Below are 22,660 nucleotides of genomic sequence, written 5' to 3'. Positions count from 1 at the left end.
CAGGAAGTATCCGTGAAGTGTTCAATATCGGACAGTTTTTAAAATCTGTCTGAATCAGATTGTCCAATACCGATCAATGCCGATCAATAATCCCCAATTTTTAGTCCTTTTCAATCCAAATCAGCATGGCACAGAGATTGCGATAGTAGACATGAGTTTCAGAATGAGTAAAACATTCTCAAACAAAACCTCCTACCATTTTGATTGAACCATGAAATTATCTACGCCTCATCTTGCTGTGACCGGTGCCGCGATGGATGTCATCGTGCCGCAGAATCATAATAAGAAAATTCTGATTAGCGTGGTGTCAATATGTTTAATCGGATTGGCGATTGCTGGTTTATGGAATCTGATGCCGCGTGGTTTGCAGGTATCTGCCGCCGATGTACGTATCGCCAACGTCGAGAGCGGGATTTTTTTGGATGACATTATCGTCCGCTCTAAAGCCGAGGCGCTGCATTCTGTGATACTGGATTCCATTGAATCCGGCAGGGTAGAAGAAGTGTTTGCGCATGATGGCGCGTTGGTGAAAAAAGGCGATATTCTTTTTAGGATTTCTAACCCTCAACGCAATTTAGAACTATTGCAACGTCAGTCAGAACATACTCAGCAGATTTCTAATCTGGCCAATTTGAGAGTGAATTTTGAGGCCGCAAATTCTGATCATCAGCGCCGCTTATCTGACCTTGAATTTAATCTAATGCAAGCGAAAAAAAAGCATGCCCGGAACGTCAAATTGGCTCAGCAAGGCTTTATTTCTTCGGTCGCGCTGGATGAATCCGCCGATACCTTGGAGCAGCAGCAACGTGCTTTTAATGAAGAGAAAAATCATAGCGCGAATGAGACCGAAGTCAAGCGTGACGCTGTTGCCCAGATGGAGCATGCAATTAAGACGATAGAAACGGGCTTGACGCTGGTCAACGCCACGGTCGATGCGCTGGTGGTACGTGCCCCAGTTGCTGGTCGCCTGACAGATTTCCGTTTGCAGATCGGTGAGACCGTAAAAACAGATCAGCATATTGGGCGTATCGACGATCCCGACCAATTTAAGCTCACAGCACAAGTCGATGAGTATTATCTGAACCGTATTGCGATAGGGCGACAAGGCGTGTTTAAGCAAGATGCCAAAGAGTATCGTGTCGAAGTCAGTCAGGTTTACCCACAAATTAAGGATGGTCGCTTTTCGATTGAATTAGTGTTTAAAAATGCACAACCCGCCAGCCTCAACCCCGGTCAAAGCCTAGATGCGCAAATTACCCTAGGTGAACCGAAAGACGCTTTGTTATTACCCAATGCGCCATTCATCACCGACAGCGGCGGCGCCTGGGTCTTTGTGGTCGCAGCCAATAGTGTTGATGCCGAGAAGCGCATGATTAAAACTGGGCGTCGCAATAACCGTCAGATAGAAGTCTTATCAGGCCTCAGTGCAGGAGAAAAAATAGTCGTGTCGAGTTACGCTACATTTGGTAATGCGACGCGCTTGCAATTGAAAAAATAGCTTCAAAAAAATAGCATCCTCGGCGCGTCAACTTAGGAAGGCGACAGCATCAATACGATAGTTTTTTCTTTGCTGTATCAGAATGATAATTTATATACTCATAGATAGTATATTTAATTGTCCATATAAAGTCTGGACAATAGGCCAATTTTTATAAAAATGATGGGGAGTATATGGTTTTCATCAAAATTTTAAGATGTTTAACCTCATCACAAGCGCTGCACAGAACAGAAGAAATTTATTAGGGATTGTTGAGTATCTTAGATGTAATGAGAAAGCAAGCAGAGACGGTTGATGTAACTAAGTCTTTAAACAGTAAATTGGTAGTAAATCGGCAGTAAAAAAAGAAAGAGATAAGACAATGAACTTTAAAGATTTTCGGATGGGGTGGCGCTTGTTGCAACAGCAGCCTGTGTATTCCGCCATTATGATTGTCAGCCTGACGATAGGATTTACTTTTTGCTTTTTGGTACTGGCATTCACCCGCTACGAATTTGGATTTGATACCAATGTTCCAGAGGTACAGAATGTGTATGTCGTCAAGGCACGTCCTAATTGGGGATTTGGTTTTTGGAGCGAGAATGTCCCTTTGTCGATGAAAGACTCGCTGGAAAAAAGCGATGCTCCTTTATTGGTCACAGCAGTGTTGCCGTATTCCGCCGCAATGCGGGTGAACGACGGCGGCAACGATGTCGTGACCAAAGTAGAGCTGACTCTGGTGGATCCGGCTTTTTCTAAAGTATTTGGTATCAAGCCAATGGAAGGTGATTTGCAAGCGGCACTCAGCCGCCCAGATGCACTGGCACTGTCAGTAGCGACAGCGCAAAAACTCTTTGGCGATCGTCACGTTGTTGGCAAAAATTTACAGATCAGAGGCGCTTCTTACCGTATCGCGGCGGTATTGCCTGATCAGCCGGCCACCAGCTCGATTCAGTTTTCCGCGCTAGCTGGTCTTAACTCTGCCGCATGGCCAGAGGCAGAGCGCCAGCGCGCAAGAGATAACTGGAATTACTATTCCTATGACGATAAAAATTTTCTGAATAACAAAGTCTATTTCCGCTTATTGCCCAATACCTTATTGCCAAGTACGCAGTCGAATGCGACATCAGGTAATAAAACGGATATCAAGTCTGATGGTTTATTGAGTGAGCTTGCCAGCGCAATCAACACCGACATCAGTCGCTCGGCATTGGCCGGACATCTGAATACAAAAGATACGCAAGAGCTTGGCAATAAGCCTTTATTGAAAATCGCATTTGGCGCGTTAGCAGATTCGCATCTGGATAGCGAGGCGCGTAGTAATAGCGGCTCTAAAGGGGACCCTATCGCTACGTTGGCGATGAATGCCGTCGCGTTTTTAATTCTTTTGCTGACCGCAGGTAATTACGTCAATCTCGCCACCATCCGCACCATAGCGCGTCAGCGCGAGATGGCGATCCGCAAAGTGCTGGGTGTGACAGCAGGGCGGTTGCTGATGCAGATGATGGCAGAATCGATCTTGGTATCTTTGATCGCCGCAATTGCCGGTGCCTTCTTAGCTTGGTTATTACTACCAGTCTGGTCGGAGTTAACTGAGTTAGATATGGTGAGCATTTTAACGCGCCAGGACTGGATGGCATTTGTCGCCATTGTCATCGTGATGGGTATATTGGTCGGTATCTGCGCTGCACTATATCCAGGTTGGATTGCACTCAAGATGCGCCCTGCCAATGCTCTGGGTGGGCGTGGGAATAGTGAGACAGCAGGCGGTTTGTGGCTGCGCCGCGTGTTAACCGTGATGCAATTCGCTATCGCCATGTTCGTGACCGGGGTGGTGGTGACGATAGGGACGCAAATCCAATATCTGAAGCACATCGACTATGGCTACCAATTAGACTCACTGCTGATCATCAACTTGCCTGCGGAATTGAGCCAGACTGAGGTTCGTAGTTTTCAGGATGCTCTGGCACGTCGGCCAGAGATCAACGGTGTTGCAAATACAACGCCATGGCCTGCTAAGGTGGAATTTAAGACGACCAAAACAGAGACTATTAGTCTAAGCACCTTGAGAGTAGGTCCAGAATATTTCCATACCATTGGTTTGGGGGCAGCAGTAGGGCGCGTGTTTGACCCCAACATCGATTCTGGTGACAACAGCAATGGTTTGGTGATGAATGAGTTAGCCGCAACCCGGCTGGGCTATGCCAATGGCAATGCGGCGCTGGGACAGATTGTTAGTATGGAAGGCAAAGCGATGCAGATTGTCGGCATCAGTAACAATGTCAGCAGCGGCTTTATGCATGGATCACCACGTCCAATTGTGTATCAGATTGCGACCTCAGAAAAATCGTCGCTAGCGCCGCTCTTACCGCAATTAACGGTCAATGGACGCAACGATCTGACCGCAGCAAAAACAGCCATTACTGAAGTCTGGCATCAGCATTTCCCAGATATGTATTTAAATCTTAGTCATCTGCGACAAAATTTGGAAGTCAACGCAGGCGGTCCTCAAGCTATTTTTGATTCTTGCGTGATTGTCGCTGCCATCATGATTCCGCTAGCCATTTTCAGTATTTATATTCTCTCTGCCTATGCAGTTCAGCGACGCGCTAAAGAGATCGTTATGCGTAAATTATTTGGTGCTGACAAACTCGATATCGCCAAGCTACTGTTCAAAGAATTTACGATTTTGCTCAGCATTGCCGCCATCGTCGGCTTGCCCTTGTCGTATGTTGCGGGTAGGGGTTTTGTCGAGCAATTTGCAGACCAGGCACCGATGGGATTATGGCCAATTGTCCTGGCATTGCTGGGTGCTGTCGTAGTGACTTTGCTGGCGACTACCAGACACACCTTAATCGCCGCAAGAATGTCCCCGGCAGTCGCCTTACGCGCTGCCTGAGTAAATTAGTTGTAGCAGAATTAAAAGTAAGCTGAATTAACAAGTAAATTTATTCCAGCCTTTAACAAAACATATAAGGAAGCATCATGCTAAAACTAGTCAACGTCAGTAAACTCTATGTCGCAGGCGAAGTACAGACCGCCGCACTGAACGGGGTAAATATCGAAATCGATGCCGGTGAATATGTCGCCATCACAGGCCCTTCTGGTTGCGGTAAATCGACTTTACTTAGTCTGTTGGGTTTGCTGGATATTCCCAATTCTGGTGAGTACTGGTTTGAGGGGAAAAACGTCGCAGGCTGGAGTGAGTCGCAATTAAATCAACTACGCCGCGGCAGAGTTGGCTTCATCTTCCAAAGTTTTAACCTGATAGAAGAACTCAGCGTGTATGAAAACGTCGAACTGGCCTTGGAATATTCTGAAGTACCAGTCAAAGAGCGTCGCATTAAAGTCACCGCAATGTTAGAGAAGTTGGGCATAGGGCATAGGGCAAAACACAGGCCATCCCAATTGTCTGGTGGCCAGCAACAACGTGTTGCTATTGCACGTGCCTTAGTCGCTGGCCCCGCTATTTTATTAGCCGATGAACCGACAGGTAATCTCGATACTGCACATGGCGATGAAGTCATGCGCATCTTGCGCACCATTAACGCCGAGGGCACGACTGTCGTGATGGTTACGCACTCGCCATCGCATGCAGCACAAGCATCACGGACATTGCATCTGCTGGACGGGCATGTGGTGGTGGATGCTTTGCGTGCCGCTTGATTGTTTACTTTCTGACGAACTTGCCTGCTGATTTTGCATGGTGAGTTCATCATATGGCGACCTGAAGTCCCTGTCAGTAATAGCTGACGCCCCCCATTACATACGATAGACATTGATGAAATTCAGAGATTTCCGCATAGGCTGGCGCCTGCTGATACAAGAACCTGCGCATTCGCTGGTAGCGATCATAGGATTAGCCATAGGATTTATGGTGTTCTTTCTTGGCCTTAGCTATATTTATTACGCTTTGCATTTTGATCGTCATGTACCCGAGTATCAGCATATTTTTATCGTCAAGAGTTTGCCAAATTGGGAGGATCAGCGCTGGCATGAAAATATTCCGACTTTAGTAAAAGATGGCCTGGAGCGCAGCGGCTTGCCATTGCATGCAGCACGCTTGGTGGTGCTGGATACCGAGATGCGCGGTGACGGCGCGGTACAAAACGTCAAACTCACGACGGCTGATGCCAGTTTGATAGAGGTATTTGGTATCAAGCCGGTTGAAGGCGATCTGTTAGTTGCCCTAAGTCGTCCGAATGCTCTGGCACTCACCGTATCGACTGCACGACGACTTTTTGGCGATACCCATGCCTTGGGAAAATACGTGCATATCAAAAACGATACTTTCCTCGTATCAGCAATTATCAGCGATACACCGGACAACTCTACAGTTCCGTTTTCTGCTGTCACCGGTATCAATACCTTGGCGTGGAAAGCGGATGAGCGTAAAGCCATATTAGACAGCTGGTCCGATTTGTCAGCTCGTCTTTACATCAAGTTAGGTGCAAATATCTCCGCAGATCAAATTGCGCGGCGTATTGCAGAGGATGCCGACAGGTCGCCTTTACGTGCGCAACTCAAAGCGGAGCAACTTGCACAATTAGGTCACGATCCATTATATGAAGTGAAATTAGGGGCGCTGACAGATTCTTTCCTTGACCCGGTAGTCGGCGGTGGTAACGGATCAAGAAAAGGCAATCGAACGATCACTATTTCAGTTGCCTGCATCGCCTTATTCGTTTTGTTGTTAGCGATTGCAAATTACGTCAATCTGGCTACGGTCAGGATCATAGCGCGGCAGCGCGAGATTGCTATTCGTAAAGTGCTTGGTGCTCCGCATTGGCGTGTCGTCATGCAGGTATTGACAGAGACGATACTGGTCTCCCTGATCGCGGCAGGTGTCGGGATGCTGTTGGCATGGCTAGTCTTGCCAGGATTTTCTGCTTTATCCGGTTTTGCATTGGAGTCACTGCTGACCGCTACCAATTTCTTATTGGGTATATTGGCTGTGCTAGGTTTCAGCATCGTTATAGGATTGCTGGCAGGTTTTTATCCGGCGTTGATGACAGCCAAAATACGTCCCTCCGCAATCCTCGCTGGACGCGGCAGTTCGGTGAGTACTCATGGGATGTGGTTGCGCCGCAGCCTGACAGTATTTCAATTTGCAGTCGGGATGTTTTTTATTAGCATGGCACTGACAATGTCAGGGCAGCTTCAACACATCAGCCGTTTAAATTTTGGATTTGATCCAGACAAATTTCTCTCGATTGAGATGCCCTACGGATTAGAGCAGGCAAACGCTAAAAGCTTCAGTGATGCAGTAAGGCGCCTGCCTAGCGTCGTCAAAACAACGGCTTCTACCGTGGCAATCGGCCAGGCTGATTTTTGGAATGTCGATATCACCATGCCCGATGCTCGTGTCATCAAACTCGATAAAACGCTGGTCAGCCCTGACTACTTTAATGTCTATGAGATCGCCCCATTAGCAGGTCGCTTATTCGATGCAAAGATAGATAACGTTGACAATCCCAGTGTGGTCGTGATTGACGCTTTGGCTGTTACGCGCTTGGGCTTTAGCTCGCCTACCGCTGCCGTTGGACAATTCATTAAAGTCAAAGATAAGCCCTTACAAATCATCGGAGTCAATCAACCTGTCAGGACCCAGAGCCTGCTGATGGATGCCGCACCACGCGTGTTTATGCTGTCGCTAGAAACGCCATCGCTGTCCGTCAAATTTGAGGGTGATCCAGCTATTGTTAGCGCCGCTATCACCCATCTTTGGGCGCAACATTTTCCTCAGAATATATTGCAGATTAAGCCGGTAAGGAATTTGCTGGAAAGAGGGCCAAGACAAATTGAACCTATGTTAATCATTGTTTCGATTGTGATGTGTATTGTGATTTCTCTGGCGTTTGTTGGCATGTATATCTTGTCTGCCTATAGCCTGCAACGACGGTCAAAAGAGATCGTTTTGCGCAAGCTATATGGAGCCATGGGACGAGATATCGCTCAGTTACTTAGCTATGAGTTTATTGTGCTGATCGTCGTCTCGGCGCTACTTGGTTTGCCTGTGGCCTACGTCATGGGGGAATCTCTTTTAGATGAGTTTGCTGAACGTGCGGCGATCGGACCATGGGCGGTATTGGCCGCGCTGGTCAGTGCTTCGATCGTAGCAATGATCTCGACCATACGGCATACCAGAGTGGCAATGCATATGTCTCCTGCATCGGCGTTGCGAGGATAAAACTCTTCGTCATGTATTGAAAACGAGTGACTGGCTGGTACACTGGAAGGATAGAACGTTGTTCATTTTCATTAAAAATTCTTCTAGTGTAGTTACCCATGACAGGAGACCATTCATATGATCAAAGGTAGTTGCTTTCATCTTCGGCATGTGCAAAAAGACGATATCCCTGAGCTCATCAGATTGCTCAACGCACCGGAATCTAAAGGTGATTTTCTCTCTTTAGAGATGATGCTGCCAGGTGCATTGGAGAAGAAATTTGAAGCAGAATCGTTGAGCAAAGAACTCAATGAAACGTTTTTAATCGTTGATCACGACGGGACGATTTTAGGTCGCGTGTTTCATTTCAAAACTATCTCTTACTTCAACTCACGTGAGATCGGCTATGGACTATTTGCTAGCGGTCAGCGTGGTAAAGGCATCATGACCGAGGCCGTGCAACTACTAACCGACTATCTGTTTAAAACCTTACTGATCAATCGCTTAGAAATCCACATGCATGTCGATAATATCGCCTCAGAAAAAGTGGCGATCAATTGCGGCTATCTAAAAGAAGGCATCGCCCGTGGTGCCTCTTTTAGTCGGGGAAAACATGTTGATATGGCCATGTATGCATTGTTGCGGCATGAGTGGGAAGTGCTTTGAGAAAGTCTGAGTTAGTTGATATGGGTTTAATTACCGGATCAATCTAAAATTTCGATTTAGAGCGTCCAATCATTCTGCGGCTTCTGGCGTGATTTCCTTCCAAGAGCCGCAGAATGATTGGACATTTGTTTTTAGAGTTGACTTGTTAATCTGCTTTACGTGTTCTGGCGATGAACTCTGCATGCGGATAATCGGCTACCGTAAAATCAAATCCGCGTGAGGTCAGCCAGGTACAAGCTTCTTCTATCGTAGAGAAATAGTGGACTAAGTCTTCTGGCAAGTTGCCAGTTTGGCGGCGGTGGATTTCTTTGCGCATATTGTCTGGCACAACTACAGCGAGACAGACGCAAGAATTCTGGAATGCCCATTCACGCATTTTAGGGAATGCTTGTAGCGAATCTACATTCGACATCTCCCAATGAGCTGCATTGGTCAGACCCGCCCAAGGCTGGCTGACCGGTGCCTTTTTTTTCGTATCGAGAAAGCAAGCCCAGGTGCCTTCTTCATTAAAGCTACCCGCTGTAGTGCGTACGAGAACATTGCGTACTACGGTAATTTCCCATTGACCATGTATTTTCATCAGATTGATTTTAGATGATGGAATTTGTATTTTACTAGTGTCTTATTAATGTCGGATCGATGTCTAATCAATGCGTTATTCGCGCATGCTAACAATTAAACGCCTTGCTAAATCCTATGTTTATATTACCGCAAATTCCTGCTGCAAATAGTGCACGATATCCTTGGATTCATATAACCACTTCACGCTGCCGTCGTCGTTGCTGATCTTCAGGCAGGGGACTTTAGGGCTGCCGCCTTGGGCTAATAAAGTTTGGCGATGTTCTGTCACATGTTGCGTATTACGTAGTTCTATAGTCAGCGACAGGCGCGCCATTTCTTTCCGTACCTTGATGCAAAAAGGGCACGTTGCAAACTGATATAAGGCCAGCTTTTGGCATGCTGCATCGACCTTAGTCTGATCAGCGACGGAGCGCACGACACCTTTTGGCCGTGTCAGGCTTTCTTTCAACAGCATGAAAGGGCCGAGGACGATGCGTAGCAGTCTAAAAAAGTATTTCATGAGTTCTACCAGGTTTAAAAATGATGATGCTGTTATCGAGATTGCCGATGTTATGGACGATGTTGTGGACGACGGTATCGACGATGTTATTGATATTGAATCAGCGCAGAAGGGCGCATTGTAAGCGACAAGCGCATGATTTCGGCAGATTGTATTGATGCGTGATCCACGCATCTCCCTAAGAAAATGTCTTACCGTCTTTGACCCAAATTGCCAGAGCCGCAGCAAGCTCGTCCATCACAGCATCCCAACGTCCAGCTGAGTCCTGCCTGAACAGACGCATTTGATGCGGGTACCATGGGCTGTCCTGACGATGCGCCAGCCAGCGCCAGTCTGGTTTATAGTCCGGCACTAACAGCCAGCACGGCACACCCAAAGCACCTGCCAGATGTGCGACAGCGGTATCGACACTGATGACTAAATCCAGTTGTTTGATGATCGCCGCAGTATCTGCAAAATCTGTGACGCAGTCACCCAGCATTAATACTGAAAATGACTCTGGGATAGATTCTCCGTCCAACTCTTTTTGCAGGCTCACAAATTGAATGCCAAGCACCTTTAATACAGGCGTCAAATACGTCACCGACGGCAGCGAACGGTGCGCATCATTTTCAAAACGGGAATTACCTTTCCAGACCAGACCTACGCGTTTCTGATTGGCAGACGACAGCTGTGAATATTGGGCTGGCCATTTTTCCGACCACTGTTGCAGCACATCTGCATCGGCATGTAGATAAGGAATAGTCGCAGGGATAGTATCTAAGCGGGTCTCAAAGTGGAAAGGCAAACTCATAGGCAAGGTCCAAAAATCCCATTCCCGGTTCGATAAATTATCATCTAGAGACAAAATTTCATCCACGCCCGCCAGACTGACGAATAACCTTTTTAAACCTGGATGACAAATCAACGTGACTTTAGTCGCGCCTTTTTCTTTCAGTAAAACCGCATAGCGACAGAATTGAATCATGTCGCCATGACCTGCCTCAAAACCGATTACGATCGATTTGCCGGACAGGTCGCCACCTTGCCAGCGCTGACAAGTAAACACGTCCGATATACGTGTAATCCAATCACGCGCTTCCATGCAAGGCCAACCTTCGGCATAGCGCCCTTGCCGCAGCAAAATATAGGCTAAATTAAAACGTGCTTTCGCATAATCTTGGTCCAGATTGAGCGCATTACGGTAGCAATCCTCAGCTTCTTCCTCTCGTTTCGTACAGGCTAGCAAGACACCCAAATTGGACCACAATGCGGGTGAGTCGGAGGTAAATAATAAACACTGCCGGTATACGTTCTCCGCCTCATCAAAGCGATCGCGTGCCATCAGCATCGCGCCTAAGTTCAGATAAGTTTGTACCACGTCGGGTCGTACCGTGATCGCTTGCTGATACCAAAATTCAGCACTGTTCCATGCGCCAATTTGCTCTTGCAGATAAGCCAGATTAATCATCACCTCGGCAAAGTCAGGGGCGATTTCCAGCGCTTGTGTAAAACAGGCAATCGCTTTGTCATTCTCAGCATCGCCCATCAACTGATTGCCGGTAGCGAAAAGTGTTAGCGCTGATTGGGGATAATCTGACATCGGATTCGCTTATGAAAGGTGTTAGCAGTGAGATTCGCTATGCAAAGTTGAAATGCTATCGTATAAGAATTGTTGGCAGTGATTGTAGCAATTTATATGCGCCGCAATGCTACAGATAAGAGGACTCTACGCTGAGGTTTGGTCATCTTATGTAGAGTTCTAAAATCCTCGTGCCCGGACACGTCGCGTCGTTTTATTTTAAACTCCGCAAAACTCGCAATACCTAGGCATTACTGTGCCAGCTTGACAAGCTCTGCATGTACTCCAATACGGATTTTTTAAAATTCTGTAAAAAGAATCTCCAATCAAAGTGCGCCTCGCAGCCCAAAAACACGCCACCAGCCGCAATATCATTGGACATGCTTTACACTTAAAATAGAAGATATCCATCGAAATAGTATATGTGGTCATCGTTGAGGTACGTACGCGAATGGATTAGCGTATCTTGCCCCTGCGATGTGCGTGCTAATTTGGTGGACTAAGGTGGATTTTTCCGAGAGCGATTTTGGCGTTACTTTGACTGACGTGTTTAAAAAATGGTCTGCCGTTTTGATTTGACACAAACATAAAATATTCGCCCGCTGCATTTCTGGCGAAACAGGTTAACGAATATTGAACAACTAGGTCATCGTCTTCGTCACCAATAATAGACTCTTCCTCTTTAACGATCTCAGCATCCGCTCCATTGAAGACAAAACGAGCATCGCTGGACTTCGCTCGATAAGCGCGAAACTGTTCCTTCGCCTCTTCGCGATATCGACTTAGATCTTTATCTGAACCCTTCTTTAGCGAGAGTGCAAAAACAACTGGCAAGATTAAAAATATGATTTCTATCATCAAAGATAAACTTTCAAATCAAGTGTGAAGTTGCATATTGCGTGTTGTGCATTATAAGCACTCGCCTATTCGCCATCCATATTCACTCTGCAAATTACATATAACGATCTGTATCGTTCCTCAATCTGACGATAAAACATCTTGTACGAAATACCGCTGGAGCGTCCGATTTATGTTTTCAGCGTGCATATTTCAATGCGCTCAGTTAGTATCTATTTCATATCCAAACTACAAGTCATCTTATGAAAAAAACTGCTTTCTTTTGTATGCTTCTAGCGATGTTTAGCCTGAGTGCTTGCTCGAAAAAAGAGACTTCGGATGATGAGTATAGAAGACCGACAGGCGTCGTGTTGGCGCAAGAGGTCGCTTCTCCTCTTCAGGCAGAAATGCCTGCGTCAGCGCAAAGGGAACCTGGAGAAAGTAGGGCACCATCAAAAGCCAAGGAGTCCTCTCGTCGCTATCTTGCTTACGAACATTCCATCGGTATCAATATTGCTGAAGAAAAAATTACGCCATTGGTCGATAACCTCAAGCGCATCTGTGATGCTACCGAGAGTTGCGATGTTTTGGATATCAGTGTCAGCGGTAACGATTTCGCCAGCGCCGAATTGAAATTGCGTGCAAAGCCCACAGATATTCCTAAGCTGATCGCGTTAGTCAGCCACGAAGGTAAGTTATCCGATCAGCGCACCAGCGCAGAGGATTTGAGCGGACGGATTGAAGACACGGCAAAACAGATCGCTCTCAAAGAAGATTTTCGTAGTCGGCTGGAAGGTCTACGCGCCAAAGCGGGCAGCGATATTGATGCGCTGATTAAAGTCAATGAGCAACTGGTGCAAGTCCAGTCCGATCTAGAATCATTGAGTGGACAACGCGTTGTCTTGATGAAACGCGTCGATACCGAAATTCTCAACATCCGAATTGCCTCTGCAAACAAGGCTTCTGTCTTGGCACCATTAAGCCGCGCCGCTTCTGGCTTCGTACGCAATAGCCTAGATGCACTGGCAATGGTCGTCACCTTTATCGCAACCGCATTGCCATGGCTGCTGCTTCTGACTTTTTGTGTTTGGCTATTCAAAAAAATCAAGCAGTACAGAAGACGGAAGTTTGAAAAGAATTGATGTGTGCTTTAGTACTCACAAGATGAAGGTTCATGATGAACCTTCATTGTTTGAAGCGGTGCTCATGGCGACCCCATGTAAGTCATTAGCCGCGCTGAAACACCTTCATCAAACTCACACCGTCGGCACCCGCCACGCAAGCAGTTACCCCCGCCTCCAGATGGATTAACTGAGCAGCAGCCAACGCTACCGACTTACCAGCGATCGTCAGCGTGCATTCGCCTTGCAAGACATACAGCACAAATGCATGGCTGGCCTTGATGCTGATTGCCTCACTCTCGGGGTAGGTATTCAGATACAGCTTATGGGATTCCTCTGGATGCAATTGACGCACCGCGTCTTCAGAAATAGTAAGCGGTGACAGTTCAGACCAGGTTTGTGGGTGGGCGTGTGTCATGTGGATTCCTTTAAATATGTCAGACAAAGAGCCGGCAAGCGCTACAGCCTATTTGCCAAAAGGCGCGAGTATAAGAGTAAACGCGGTAAGAAGACAGCGAACGGGCAGAAATAAATGCGTGCCGATTATTGCAGAGTCAGTCTATCAGGCATCGGCTAAGGCTTTGCTTCAAACCACAACATCAACCTATCTTTGAACCCAGATTTTCCATTAGACCGCTACCACTTCGCAAAAAACGCAGACGGCGTGCGGTCTTCAGAGGGATAGCACGACCGCGATTTGAGTGCGAGCGCTACAGCGACAATTGCACCTTTGGCGAACTACCTGGCGTTGTTGCTCCTCCTAGCAAGATGTAGCTTGCGTCGTCGTCGCGTCTAGCCAGTCAGTCCGCCAAAGGCACACTTGTCGCTGTTTCAATGGAAAATCTGGGTTGAACGTCAGCATCTTGCAGGATGATGCGCGTCAAATTGTTTAAAAAAAGATAATGACCGTTTAGTATCGTTAGCTTGGTGGCTGTACTAATTTCTGCTGACAGACAGAGTCGACTGATTCTACCGCTTACCCTATCAGGCTAAAAGAACGGATAATGGCGCCTAATTCACGTTTACGCACTTTTGGCCGCCTTTTTGGAACACTCTCATGGAAATTAAAGTTAACTTTCTCGATAAGCTTCGTCTCGAAGCCAAGTTCGATGACTTCACAGTGGTAGCCGACCAGCCTATCCGTTACAAAGGCGATGGCTCAGCCCCCGGGCCTTTCGATTACTTTCTTGCCTCGTCGGCACTGTGCGCCGCTTATTTTGTGAAGTTGTATTGCAATACGCGCAATATTCCTACTGAAAATATCCGGCTATCCCAAAATAATATTGTTGATCCAGAAAACCGTTACGCGCAGATTTTCAAGATTCAGGTCGAATTACCGGCGGATATTTCTGATAAAGATCGTCAAGGAATTTTGCGCTCTATCGACCGCTGCACAGTAAAAAAAGTGGTGCAGGCTGGACCAGAGTTTGTGATTGAAGAGGTAGAGAGTTTAGATGCCGACGCGCAAGCCTTGCTGACTTTAAATCCAAATACGGATGCGGCCACTTATATCGTTGGCAAAGATCTGCCTTTGGAGCAAACCATCGCCAATATGTCTGGCTTGCTGGCAGGCCTGGGCATCAAGATTGAAATTGCCTCGTGGCGCAATATCATCCCGAATGTATGGTCGCTGCATATCCGCGATGCGCATTCACCGATGTGTTTTACTAACGGCAAGGGCGCGACCAAAGAAAGCGCCTTGGCATCAGCTTTGGGCGAGTATATCGAGCGGCTGAGTAATAATCATTTTTACGCAGGCTCGTTCTGGGGCGAAGATATCGCCAACGCCGAGTTTGTGCATTATCCGAACGAGCGCTGGTTTAAGCCTGGTAAAAAAGACGCGTTGCCTAAAGAAATTTTGGATGCGTACAGCTTAGCGATTTACAACCCCGATAAAGAGCTACGTGGCTCGCATCTGATTGATACCAATTCTGGTAATACAGAGCGCGGTATTTGCTCGCTGCCATACGTGCGGCAATCCGACGGCGAGGTAGTGTATTTCCCATCCAACTTAATCGAAAATTTATTCGCCAGCAATGGCATGAGCGCCGGTAATACGCTGGTCGAGGCGCAAGTGCAATGTCTGTCTGAAATTTTTGAGCGCGCCGTCAAACGCGAAATTTTAGAAGGCGAAATCGCTTTGCCCGATGTACCGCAAGAAGTGCTGGCGAAATATCCCGGCATCTTGGCCGGCATTCAAGGCCTGGAAGAACAAGGCTTTCCGGTGCTGGTAAAAGACGCCTCGCTCGGCGGACAATATCCGGTCATGTGCGTGACTCTGATGAACCCGCGCACAGGCGGCGTATTTGCCTCCTTCGGCGCACACCCGAGCCTAGAAGTAGCACTGGAACGCAGCCTGACAGAGTTACTGCAGGGTCGCAGTTTTGAAGGCCTCAACGATTTACCTCAGCCTACCTTTGTAAGCCAAGCCGTGACTGAGCCGAATAACTTTGTCGAACACTTCATCGATTCCAGCGGCGTAGTGTCATGGCGCTTTTTCAGTGCTAAGTCCGACTACGAATTTGTGGAATGGGATTTCACCAGCGAAGGCAGTAACGCCAATGCAGAAGAAGCCGCCACCTTATTCGGCATCCTCGCAGAGATGGGCAAAGAGGTCTACATGGCTGTGTACGATCAGTTAGGCGCGACCGCTTGCCGGATTTTGGTACCGGGTTATTCAGAGGTTTATCCCGTCGAAGATTTGATCTGGGATAACACCAACAAATCCCTATTGTTTCGCAACGATATCTTGAATTTGCATCAGCTCGACGATGATGCCTTAGAAGCGCTGCTCGATCGTTTAGACAACAACGAGCTAGACGATTACAGCGACATCGCCACCTTGATCGGCGTCGAATTTGACGAGAACACGGTCTGGGGACAACTCACCGTGTTGGAATTAAAACTCCTAATTAATTTAGTCTTAGAGCAATTTGAGGAAGCGCAAGAGCTGGCGCAAACCTTCTTGCAATATAACGATAACACGGTCGAACGCAGATTGTTTTATCAAGCCTTGAATGTCGTACTAGAGGTCATGCTAGATGATGATTTAGAGCTAGCCGATTACGAAGTCAATTTCCGTCGCATGTTTGGCAACGAGCGTATGGATGCGGTAATGGGATCAGTCAACGGCAGCATACGCTTCTACGGCTTAACGCCTACGAGTATGAAGTTGGAGGGCTTGGACCGCCATCAGCGTTTGATTGATAGCTACAAGAAATTGCACACTGCGCGGGCTAAGCTGGGGGCTACATCGAGTAAGGCCTGAGATTCATCTCGGACCCTGTAGTAATGAGTTTATTCAGCGCACAAACGAATGTTTTATCTCAGAGCAGTCGTTTGTATTGGAGCGTCGATATGCCCATATGTCGATATGCCGATATTGGCTAATGTTAGGTAAACAACAGTTGCAATATCACTTGGCCGTTATCATTGCCAGCACTTAGTTGAGGAAGAACACCAATGATAAAGATTCTCGTCTTATCGATTGCTATATGGGGAATCACCATGAGTGCTTTTGCGATTGAAGAACCGCGGTATGACCTGGTAAAGCAATACCCTGAGTTTGACATCAGAAAATACCATGCCTACATAGTTGCCGAAGTGATCGTGCCCGGCCCGGCGGATAAAGCCGGCAATAAGGGTTTTGACTATCTGGGCGGCTATATTTTTGGTAAAAACAAAGGCAGTAAAAAGATAGCGATGACGGCGCCAGTGGCACAAACCGCAGCACCAACGCCGATAAAAATCGAAATGACCGCACCTGTCTCGCAGACCGCAGCCGACGGTGGTTGTCTGGTGCAGTTCACCATGCCCAAAGAATTTACCTTAGATACCTTGCCGGAGCCGACCGATCCCAAAGTCAAGCTACGCGAGATATCCGCACAAACTTATGCAGTGATCACTTATTCGGGTAGTTGGTCGCAATCGCTATATGAAGAAAAACTCAGCCTTCTCAAAAAGCTAGCCAGTGAAGCAGGTTTGAAAATGGAAGGCGAACCTGTTTTTTCACGCTACAACTCACCGTTTTCATTACCGTTTTTTCGTCGAAATGAGATCTGGATACGGGTGGTTATGTAGTCGGAGTAGGGTGCAGTTTTTTTAGGTCGATAAGAAGAGTAGCGTGCACGATGCACTCATTTTGTCTAACAAAAAAGATATTAAACAGATTACAATTTCGACTCTTAATTTTTCATCAAGGTTCGTATGCGTAGTTTGATTAGTGCGGTATCGTTGTTGGTCTTAAACTCAATCCTGTGTCTTCCAGCGGCGGCAGAACAGCCGGTCGTTACAGATCAGACATCCGTGGCGGCGTCTGCGGCATCGGCCTCTGCTGCGGTAGTAGATGCATCAGAGCCACCTAAAAATAACGACATTAAAGTTATCGAGATCGATAAGGTCTGTGCTATTCCCGCCTATCCCAAACCAGCTCTCCGCATCGGCATGCAAGGCAAAACCATTCTTAACCTGATGATCGACAATGCAGGCAAGATCAGCGCCTTTCAGTTAGAGAAAAGTAGCGGCTGGAAATTACTCGACGTCACTGTGATGCAAGCAATCATTGGCTGCCAGGCGATACCCGAGGGTCGGTGGATACCGAGCGAGCGCAAAGTTGCCTACCTATGGAAACTCAATCAACCTGATGTCAGCCCAGCAGTGATCGACCCAAAAAGCTGTAAACCTTCAGAAAAGCTTCGCGTAGCCCTCGATAAAGAAAATGGAGTCGGCATCGTCGTTGGTATGTCCGTTTCCGACAAAGGTAAAGTACTCAATGCCCAAGTCCAGTGGGGTAGTGATGACGAACAACTAGACCAAGAAAGTCTGCGCATCGCACGGTCATGTGAGTTTGTCCCAGCCGAGAGAGGTGGCAAACGCATCGCGGATGCACAATCAATCAGGTTCGTTCAGAAGTAGTAGGCGAGGGCAGCCAGGCTCGCTGATGAAACGATAGGTTTGTTTAGTATGTCCAATCAAAATAAGCCTCGCAGCCCGAAAACCTGCCAGAAGCCGTAATATCATTGGGGGTAGGGTGCACAATGCGCACCAATTTATCCCCAGCGAATAACTATTCCCCAAAGTCCCCGGCAACATCGGCACCAATCCCCCAATCCGGCGGCAATATCTCTTGCGCGACATAACGATGAAATGTCGAATGTGGCCAATCCATCGCACGCGTAACCAGGCCATGTTTCGCCGGGTTAAAGTGAATATAATCGACATGCCGTGCAAAGTCGTTATCGTCACGGATTTGATGTTCCCAAAAGCGTCGTTGCCAGATGCCCGATTCTTTTCTTTGCGTTCGTGAGGCAGATAAATTATCCACGCCAAACTCATCGGCACAAGCTTGTGAGACCAACCGTTTGATCATCGACCAGCGAACAGAGAAGTCCGCATCACCTTGCGGCAGCGTCCAGATACAATGCAAATGATCTGGCAGAAGCACCCATGCATCAATCTCAAACGGATGTGTCAGACGTGTTTTTTGGATCGCCAGGCGCAAGGCATTACGCAATGATTCGGTGGCCAAAATAGGTCGTCGACGAAAGCTATTTACGGTGAAGAAATAGGTGCCGCCAGCGATATTTGATCGTCGGTAATTAGACATGAGAAAGGCGCGAAAAATAAAATCACAGCGTGCCTTGAACGCGATAGCTCGTCAATATTTGTAATAATAATCCCGCAGTAAAGATGCGCCTAGTGGCACAAAAAAATCACAAGGCGCATAAATATTAAGTAGGGTGCGCCATGCGCACCAATGATGGAAAAATGAACGGCTTAAAAAATGAGGATGTCCGGTGAAATGGTGCGCATGGCGCACCCTACGGAGGCACGCACGCTACGCTTGCTGCTTTGAACGCGATATCTCGTCAATCTCTGTGAAAACGATCCCCAGCAAAGATGCGCCTCGTGGCACAAAAACAAGCCACAAGCCGCACAAACATTAGGTAGGGTGCGCCATGCGCACCAATGATGGAAAAACAAACGGGGTAGAAAATGAGGATATTCGGTGGAACGGTGCGCATGGCGCACCCTACGGAGGTACGCACGCTACGCTTGCTGAGGTACGCACGCTACGCTTGCTTAGCTCACGGCATTTTTTTTAGCATCTGAGAATAAATATCTTTACATTTAGTTTGATTTTTAAACAAGCTTGGAATCATCGCATTTTCGTAATAATTTTGAACGTAAGTCACAACTGCCGCACTATAAAAATTTGTTAGTTCCACAATCTTCTCATCGGAAATTATGGATTTAAGTTCAGCACTCGGATTGTTTAGATCGTTTTTGGGAATGTGTTGAAAAACTAAGCCAGAAATCAATCTGTTTCCATATCTAACAATTTTTTGCTCACGAAGAATCCTATAGCTTTTCTCAAGAAATGAAAGTTGATTTTCGATCTTCCGGTTTATTACGACCGCTCTCCACGTGAGAATTCCCGTTGTAGACGGATTAAAGAGAGTTTTATATGGAGGTCTAGTTAAGTCCTCCCATACTTTTCCGATTTGTCCTTTTACTTGAACAATTATTGAAACATCTAACGAGGCGCAAGCTAAAGCTGTTGTACTTTCTTGTAAGTCAAAAGACGATGATGTCGATAACTGTTCGTCATTTCGCATAATGACGTAGTTGATACCATCAATTGCAAGCTCTGACTTTATTCTTTTTTGTTCGGTATCTTGTGCAACGAAATCTCTATTATCAATTTTGTTTTGGCGATTATTTGTTTTTGTGATGTTGTCGCCAAAATTGATGTCTGCGCCATCTAGAGAAACAATACGAATTTGAACATAAGCTTTGTCAATCGAAACCGATGGTTCTGCTTCGGCAAATCGTCCAATGGTGCTGATCGTTTGGGCGCCATTGACAACATACAAATCCTCACACGCAAACGTCCCCACTTCGGTATCTGAACCCCCTTTAGCTGTTTTCTTAACGCTTGATGCGATTGCAGTAATTCCGTTATTGAAATACCAAAAATTCTCAGGGAACTCAGTAAGTGTTTCTCTAATTTCTGCGTTCACGTCCGTGTCACCTAGTGATCCCCGGAGATTCAATGCCAATAATCTTTCTTTGTGTTGCCCCCAAAGCTGAGCGAGATCACTTGCACATATTTGCCCATAAACTGCGTATGACGGATTTTGTTTTTTGCCCCAATATCGAAGTTGTAATTCCGCTGAAATTGGATCATTTAAGTTTTCGCTAAGAGATTTATGAAGTAATGACTGATTAAGAATCGAGATCGATAATATTTCACCTGCATCATTGACTTCATTTTTTAAATCTGAGAAATCGCGCTCTGCATGAATTGATAGTTTGGATGTACCTGTATGGGCAAGAATTACGACAATTTTTGTAGAGGACGAGTTGAGAGCATCTTCTATTTCTACAGCTCTGGCATTAACTTTTGCATTAAATCTCTCTAAATTTAAGCTTAATAAATCATGAATTCCGGCGATAAATTTTTTAACCGAACCAAGATCAGGCTCGCCTTCTCCGCTTTTTATCCATTTGGTTTGTACTAAATAGAGACTTGAACTTTGCTTGTCATATGCGATCGCATCAATCCCATTATCATCATAACCATCAGTAATCGACTCAGCCGCTTCCTGTTCTGAGAGGCTTGTAAGGTGATAAATGGAGTATGCAGCAAGTGATCTGGATAGAAACACAGACTCCAAATCATCCTTAAGTTTTGACTTTTGATCAGCTAAATCAATCTTTCCCTCAAATAATTGTTTGAGTCTATTTCGTATCTGATTTACATGAATGACACTCATTTCGTCCCCCAACCATCCTTCAAAGTAGTAACCCGATTAAACACAGGTTTACCCACCACAGAGTCCACACGATCTGCCACAAAATACCCATGACGTTCAAACTGCAAGCACGTATCTGGTGTTACGTCTTTCATACCCGGTTCTACATAGGCTTTGACGACTTCTAATGCGTTTGGATTGAGTAAGGCCATGAAGTCTTTGCCGCCCGCGTCCGGGTTTGCATCGGTGAACAGGCGGTCGTACAAACGGACTTCGACTTCTAATGCATCGGCGGCGCTGACCCAGTGGATGTTGCCTTTGACTTTGTAATTGGCGCTGCCTTCGGTGCCGGATTTGCTGTCGGCGAAATAGTTGCAGTGGACGGCGATGATGTTGCCGTCGGCGTCTTTGTCTGCGCCCGTGCATTCGACTACATAGCCGTAACGCAGACGTACCTTGTTACCTGGGAAGAGGCGGAAGTAGCCTTTGCTTGGGACTTCCATAAAGTCTTCTTGCTCGATCCAGAGTTCTTTGCTGATGGTGAATTCGCGGTTACCACGCTCTGGGTGGTGCGGGTGAACTGGTGCGCTGCAGGCAATGTTCTCGTTCTCAGGGAAATTGTCGATGATGAGTTTGAGCGGTCGCAACACGGCGGTGGCGCGTGGTGCTTTGGGGTCGAGGTCTTCACGCAGGCAGCCTTCGAGCGTGCTGTAATCGATCCAGCCATCAGAGCGGGTGACGCCTATGCGTTCGCAAAACAGTTGCAGTGATTCTGGGGTGTAGCCACGGCGACGGATGCCGACGATGGTGGGCATGCGTGGGTCGTCCCAACCGCTGACGATGTTTTGTTCTACCAGTTGGCGCAGTTTGCGTTTGCTGGTGACGACATAGGTCAGATTGAGGCGGGCGAATTCGTATTGGCGTGGCACGGGATGCTCACATATTCCTCCTTCGGCGGCGCGTTCGATGACCCAGTCGTAGAACGGGCGGTGATCCTGGAACTCTAAGGTGCAGATCGAGTGGGTGATGTTTTCAATCGCATCTTCCAGCGGATGGGCGTAGTCGTACATTGGGTAGATACACCATTTGTCGCCGGTGCGGTGATGATGAGCGTGACGGATGCGATAAATAGCCGGGTCGCGCATATTCATGTTGGGCGACGCCATGTCGATCTTGGCGCGCAAAATATGTTCACCATCTTTGAACTCACCCGCCCTCATCCGTTGGAATAAATCCAAAGACTCTTCAGGTGTGCGATCTCGAAACGGCGAATTGATCCCGGGTTTAGAGAAGTCGCCTCGATTAGCCGCCATGTCATCAGCCGATTGGCTATCAACATAGGCATGTCCTGTATTTATAAGGTAAACAGCTAGCTCATAGAATTTTTCGAAATAATCGCTTGCATAGTAGAGGTGACTGCCATCGTCTTGTTCCGGACTATCGTTCCAGTCGAAGCCTAACCACTTGACGCTGTCGATGATGGTGTCGACATATTCTTGATCTTCTTTTTCTGGATTGGTATCGTCAAAACGCAGATGGCAACGGCCAGCGTAATCGCGTGCCAAGCCAAAGTTCAGGCAGATGGATTTTGCATGACCGATGTGCAGGTAGCCGTTGGGTTCTGGCGGGAAGCGGGTGATGACGTTGGGCAGGCCGTCACGGGTATAAGTGCCTGCCGCAAGATCGCGGTCAATAATGCCGCGCAAAAAGTTGGACATCGGGGCAGGTGCGTTTGCATCGTGTTTTGTTGCAAGAGTGGTGTTTTTATCGTTATTGCTCATGGTGCCAATCGTTTCAAAAAATAATGTGATGACAAGCATTTTACCGCAGCGTAACAAGAAGCCAGCGCAAGTTATTAGTTAAACCCAGATTTTCCATTAGACCGCTACTACTTCGCAAGAAACGCAGAGGGCGTGTGGTCTTCAGAGGGATAGCACCACCGCGATTCGAGTGGGAACGCTACAGCGACAATTGCACCTTTGGCGAACTAC

General features: G+C 47.1%; 19 protein-coding genes. 11 read left to right on the top strand and 8 right to left on the bottom strand.

Translation table 11 applies throughout. The features are described from left to right. Positions 1 to 211 precede the first annotated feature (211 nt). The 5 genes from AAKU64_RS08155 to AAKU64_RS08135 all read left to right on the top strand — a co-directional run bounded on the left by AAKU64_RS08155 (position 212) and on the right by AAKU64_RS08135 (position 8,312). Entirely contained in the window at positions 212 to 1,498 is a 1,287-nt protein-coding gene (locus AAKU64_RS08155; RefSeq protein ID WP_354361979.1) for an efflux RND transporter periplasmic adaptor subunit, read from the top strand. A 361-nt stretch (positions 1,499 to 1,859) separates the two neighbouring features. After that, complete coding sequence (locus tag AAKU64_RS08150) at positions 1,860 to 4,376, top strand: ABC transporter permease (RefSeq protein WP_354361978.1); 2,517 nt, start codon at positions 1,860 to 1,862, stop codon at positions 4,374 to 4,376. 86 nt (positions 4,377 to 4,462) lie between these two features. Beyond that, entirely contained in the window at positions 4,463 to 5,143 is a 681-nt protein-coding gene (locus AAKU64_RS08145) for an ABC transporter ATP-binding protein (RefSeq protein WP_354332942.1), read from the top strand. Positions 5,144 to 5,258: 115 nt separating this feature from the next. After that, positions 5,259 to 7,667, top strand: coding sequence for an ABC transporter permease (locus AAKU64_RS08140; protein ID WP_354361977.1), 2,409 nt, complete (start codon positions 5,259 to 5,261; stop codon positions 7,665 to 7,667). Between the two features lie 117 nt (positions 7,668 to 7,784). Then, positions 7,785 to 8,312: a GNAT family N-acetyltransferase gene (locus AAKU64_RS08135; protein ID WP_354361976.1), complete on the top strand. Its 528-nt coding sequence runs from the start codon at positions 7,785 to 7,787 to the stop codon at positions 8,310 to 8,312. A 145-nt stretch (positions 8,313 to 8,457) separates the two neighbouring features. Here AAKU64_RS08135 and AAKU64_RS08130 read toward each other — a convergent pair whose 3' ends face one another. Continuing rightward, on the bottom strand, positions 8,458 to 8,892 hold the full coding sequence (locus AAKU64_RS08130) for a hypothetical protein (protein WP_354361975.1): 435 nt from the start codon (positions 8,890 to 8,892) through the stop codon (positions 8,458 to 8,460). Positions 8,893 to 9,012: 120 nt separating this feature from the next. Continuing rightward, positions 9,013 to 9,393 (bottom strand): glutathione S-transferase N-terminal domain-containing protein, encoded by a 381-nt coding sequence (locus tag AAKU64_RS08125; RefSeq protein WP_354361974.1) that lies wholly within the window; start codon positions 9,391 to 9,393, stop codon positions 9,013 to 9,015. On the opposite strand from AAKU64_RS08125, the gene AAKU64_RS08120 reads away from it, so the two are divergent. Further along, on the top strand, positions 9,392 to 9,517 hold the full coding sequence (locus AAKU64_RS08120; RefSeq protein ID WP_354361973.1) for a hypothetical protein: 126 nt from the start codon (positions 9,392 to 9,394) through the stop codon (positions 9,515 to 9,517). The genes AAKU64_RS08125 and AAKU64_RS08120 overlap by 2 nt on opposite strands. Before the next feature lie 54 nt (positions 9,518 to 9,571). Here the strand turns inward: AAKU64_RS08120 and AAKU64_RS08115 are convergent, their stop codons facing one another. Both AAKU64_RS08115 and AAKU64_RS08110 read right to left on the bottom strand, forming a co-directional pair. Beyond that, entirely contained in the window at positions 9,572 to 10,975 is a 1,404-nt protein-coding gene (locus tag AAKU64_RS08115) for a tetratricopeptide repeat-containing glycosyltransferase family protein (protein ID WP_354361972.1), read from the bottom strand. 465 nt (positions 10,976 to 11,440) lie between these two features. Beyond that, entirely contained in the window at positions 11,441 to 11,815 is a 375-nt protein-coding gene (locus tag AAKU64_RS08110) for a hypothetical protein (protein WP_354361971.1), read from the bottom strand. 239 nt (positions 11,816 to 12,054) lie between these two features. Here AAKU64_RS08110 and AAKU64_RS08105 point away from each other — a divergent pair, with 239 nt between their 5' ends. Beyond that, complete coding sequence (locus AAKU64_RS08105; RefSeq protein ID WP_354332927.1) at positions 12,055 to 12,933, top strand: DUF4349 domain-containing protein; 879 nt, start codon at positions 12,055 to 12,057, stop codon at positions 12,931 to 12,933. A gap of 85 nt (positions 12,934 to 13,018) precedes the next feature. On the opposite strand, the gene AAKU64_RS08100 is transcribed toward AAKU64_RS08105, so the two are convergent. Next, the gene (locus AAKU64_RS08100) at positions 13,019 to 13,330 is read right to left on the bottom strand and encodes a cupin domain-containing protein (RefSeq protein ID WP_354332925.1); all 312 of its coding nucleotides are present in this window, start codon (positions 13,328 to 13,330) and stop codon (positions 13,019 to 13,021) included. Positions 13,331 to 13,969: 639 nt separating this feature from the next. Between AAKU64_RS08100 and AAKU64_RS08095 the strand changes: the two genes are divergently transcribed. The 3 genes from AAKU64_RS08095 (at position 13,970) to AAKU64_RS08085 (ending at position 17,826) form a co-directional block, all read left to right on the top strand. Next, complete coding sequence (locus AAKU64_RS08095) at positions 13,970 to 16,180, top strand: OsmC domain/YcaO domain-containing protein (RefSeq protein ID WP_354332924.1); 2,211 nt, start codon at positions 13,970 to 13,972, stop codon at positions 16,178 to 16,180. A gap of 194 nt (positions 16,181 to 16,374) precedes the next feature. Next, on the top strand, positions 16,375 to 16,992 hold the full coding sequence (locus AAKU64_RS08090) for an SOUL family heme-binding protein (RefSeq protein ID WP_354361970.1): 618 nt from the start codon (positions 16,375 to 16,377) through the stop codon (positions 16,990 to 16,992). Between the two features lie 126 nt (positions 16,993 to 17,118). Next, complete coding sequence (locus tag AAKU64_RS08085; protein WP_354332920.1) at positions 17,119 to 17,826, top strand: TonB family protein; 708 nt, start codon at positions 17,119 to 17,121, stop codon at positions 17,824 to 17,826. Positions 17,827 to 17,977: 151 nt separating this feature from the next. Here AAKU64_RS08085 and AAKU64_RS08080 read toward each other — a convergent pair whose 3' ends face one another. Next, positions 17,978 to 18,517 carry an REP-associated tyrosine transposase gene (locus AAKU64_RS08080; RefSeq protein ID WP_354332918.1) on the bottom strand — a complete coding sequence of 180 codons (540 nt, stop codon included), beginning with the start codon at positions 18,515 to 18,517 and terminating at the stop codon, positions 17,978 to 17,980. 352 nt (positions 18,518 to 18,869) lie between these two features. Between AAKU64_RS08080 and AAKU64_RS08075 the strand changes: the two genes are divergently transcribed. Then, a complete protein-coding gene (locus AAKU64_RS08075; RefSeq protein ID WP_354332916.1) occupies positions 18,870 to 19,016 on the top strand; it encodes a hypothetical protein in 147 nt (48 codons plus the stop codon). Here the strand turns inward: AAKU64_RS08075 and AAKU64_RS08070 are convergent. After that, positions 18,999 to 20,690, bottom strand: a complete 1,692-nt coding sequence (locus tag AAKU64_RS08070) for an AIPR family protein (protein ID WP_354332914.1) — start codon at positions 20,688 to 20,690, stop codon at positions 18,999 to 19,001. The two genes, AAKU64_RS08075 and AAKU64_RS08070, sit on opposite strands and share 18 nt — an antisense overlap. Further along, complete coding sequence (locus AAKU64_RS08065) at positions 20,687 to 22,450, bottom strand: glutamine--tRNA ligase/YqeY domain fusion protein (protein WP_503012614.1); 1,764 nt, start codon at positions 22,448 to 22,450, stop codon at positions 20,687 to 20,689. The genes AAKU64_RS08070 and AAKU64_RS08065 overlap by 4 nt, the downstream gene beginning before the upstream one ends. Between the last annotated feature and the right edge of the window lie 210 nt (positions 22,451 to 22,660).

It is taken from the genome of Undibacterium sp. GrIS 1.8, assembly GCF_040544445.1.
Taxonomy (GTDB): domain Bacteria; phylum Pseudomonadota; class Gammaproteobacteria; order Burkholderiales; family Burkholderiaceae_D; genus Undibacterium.
Note: the sequence above shows the minus strand (reverse complement) of the source record. Positions and strands in the feature narration are given on the sequence as shown.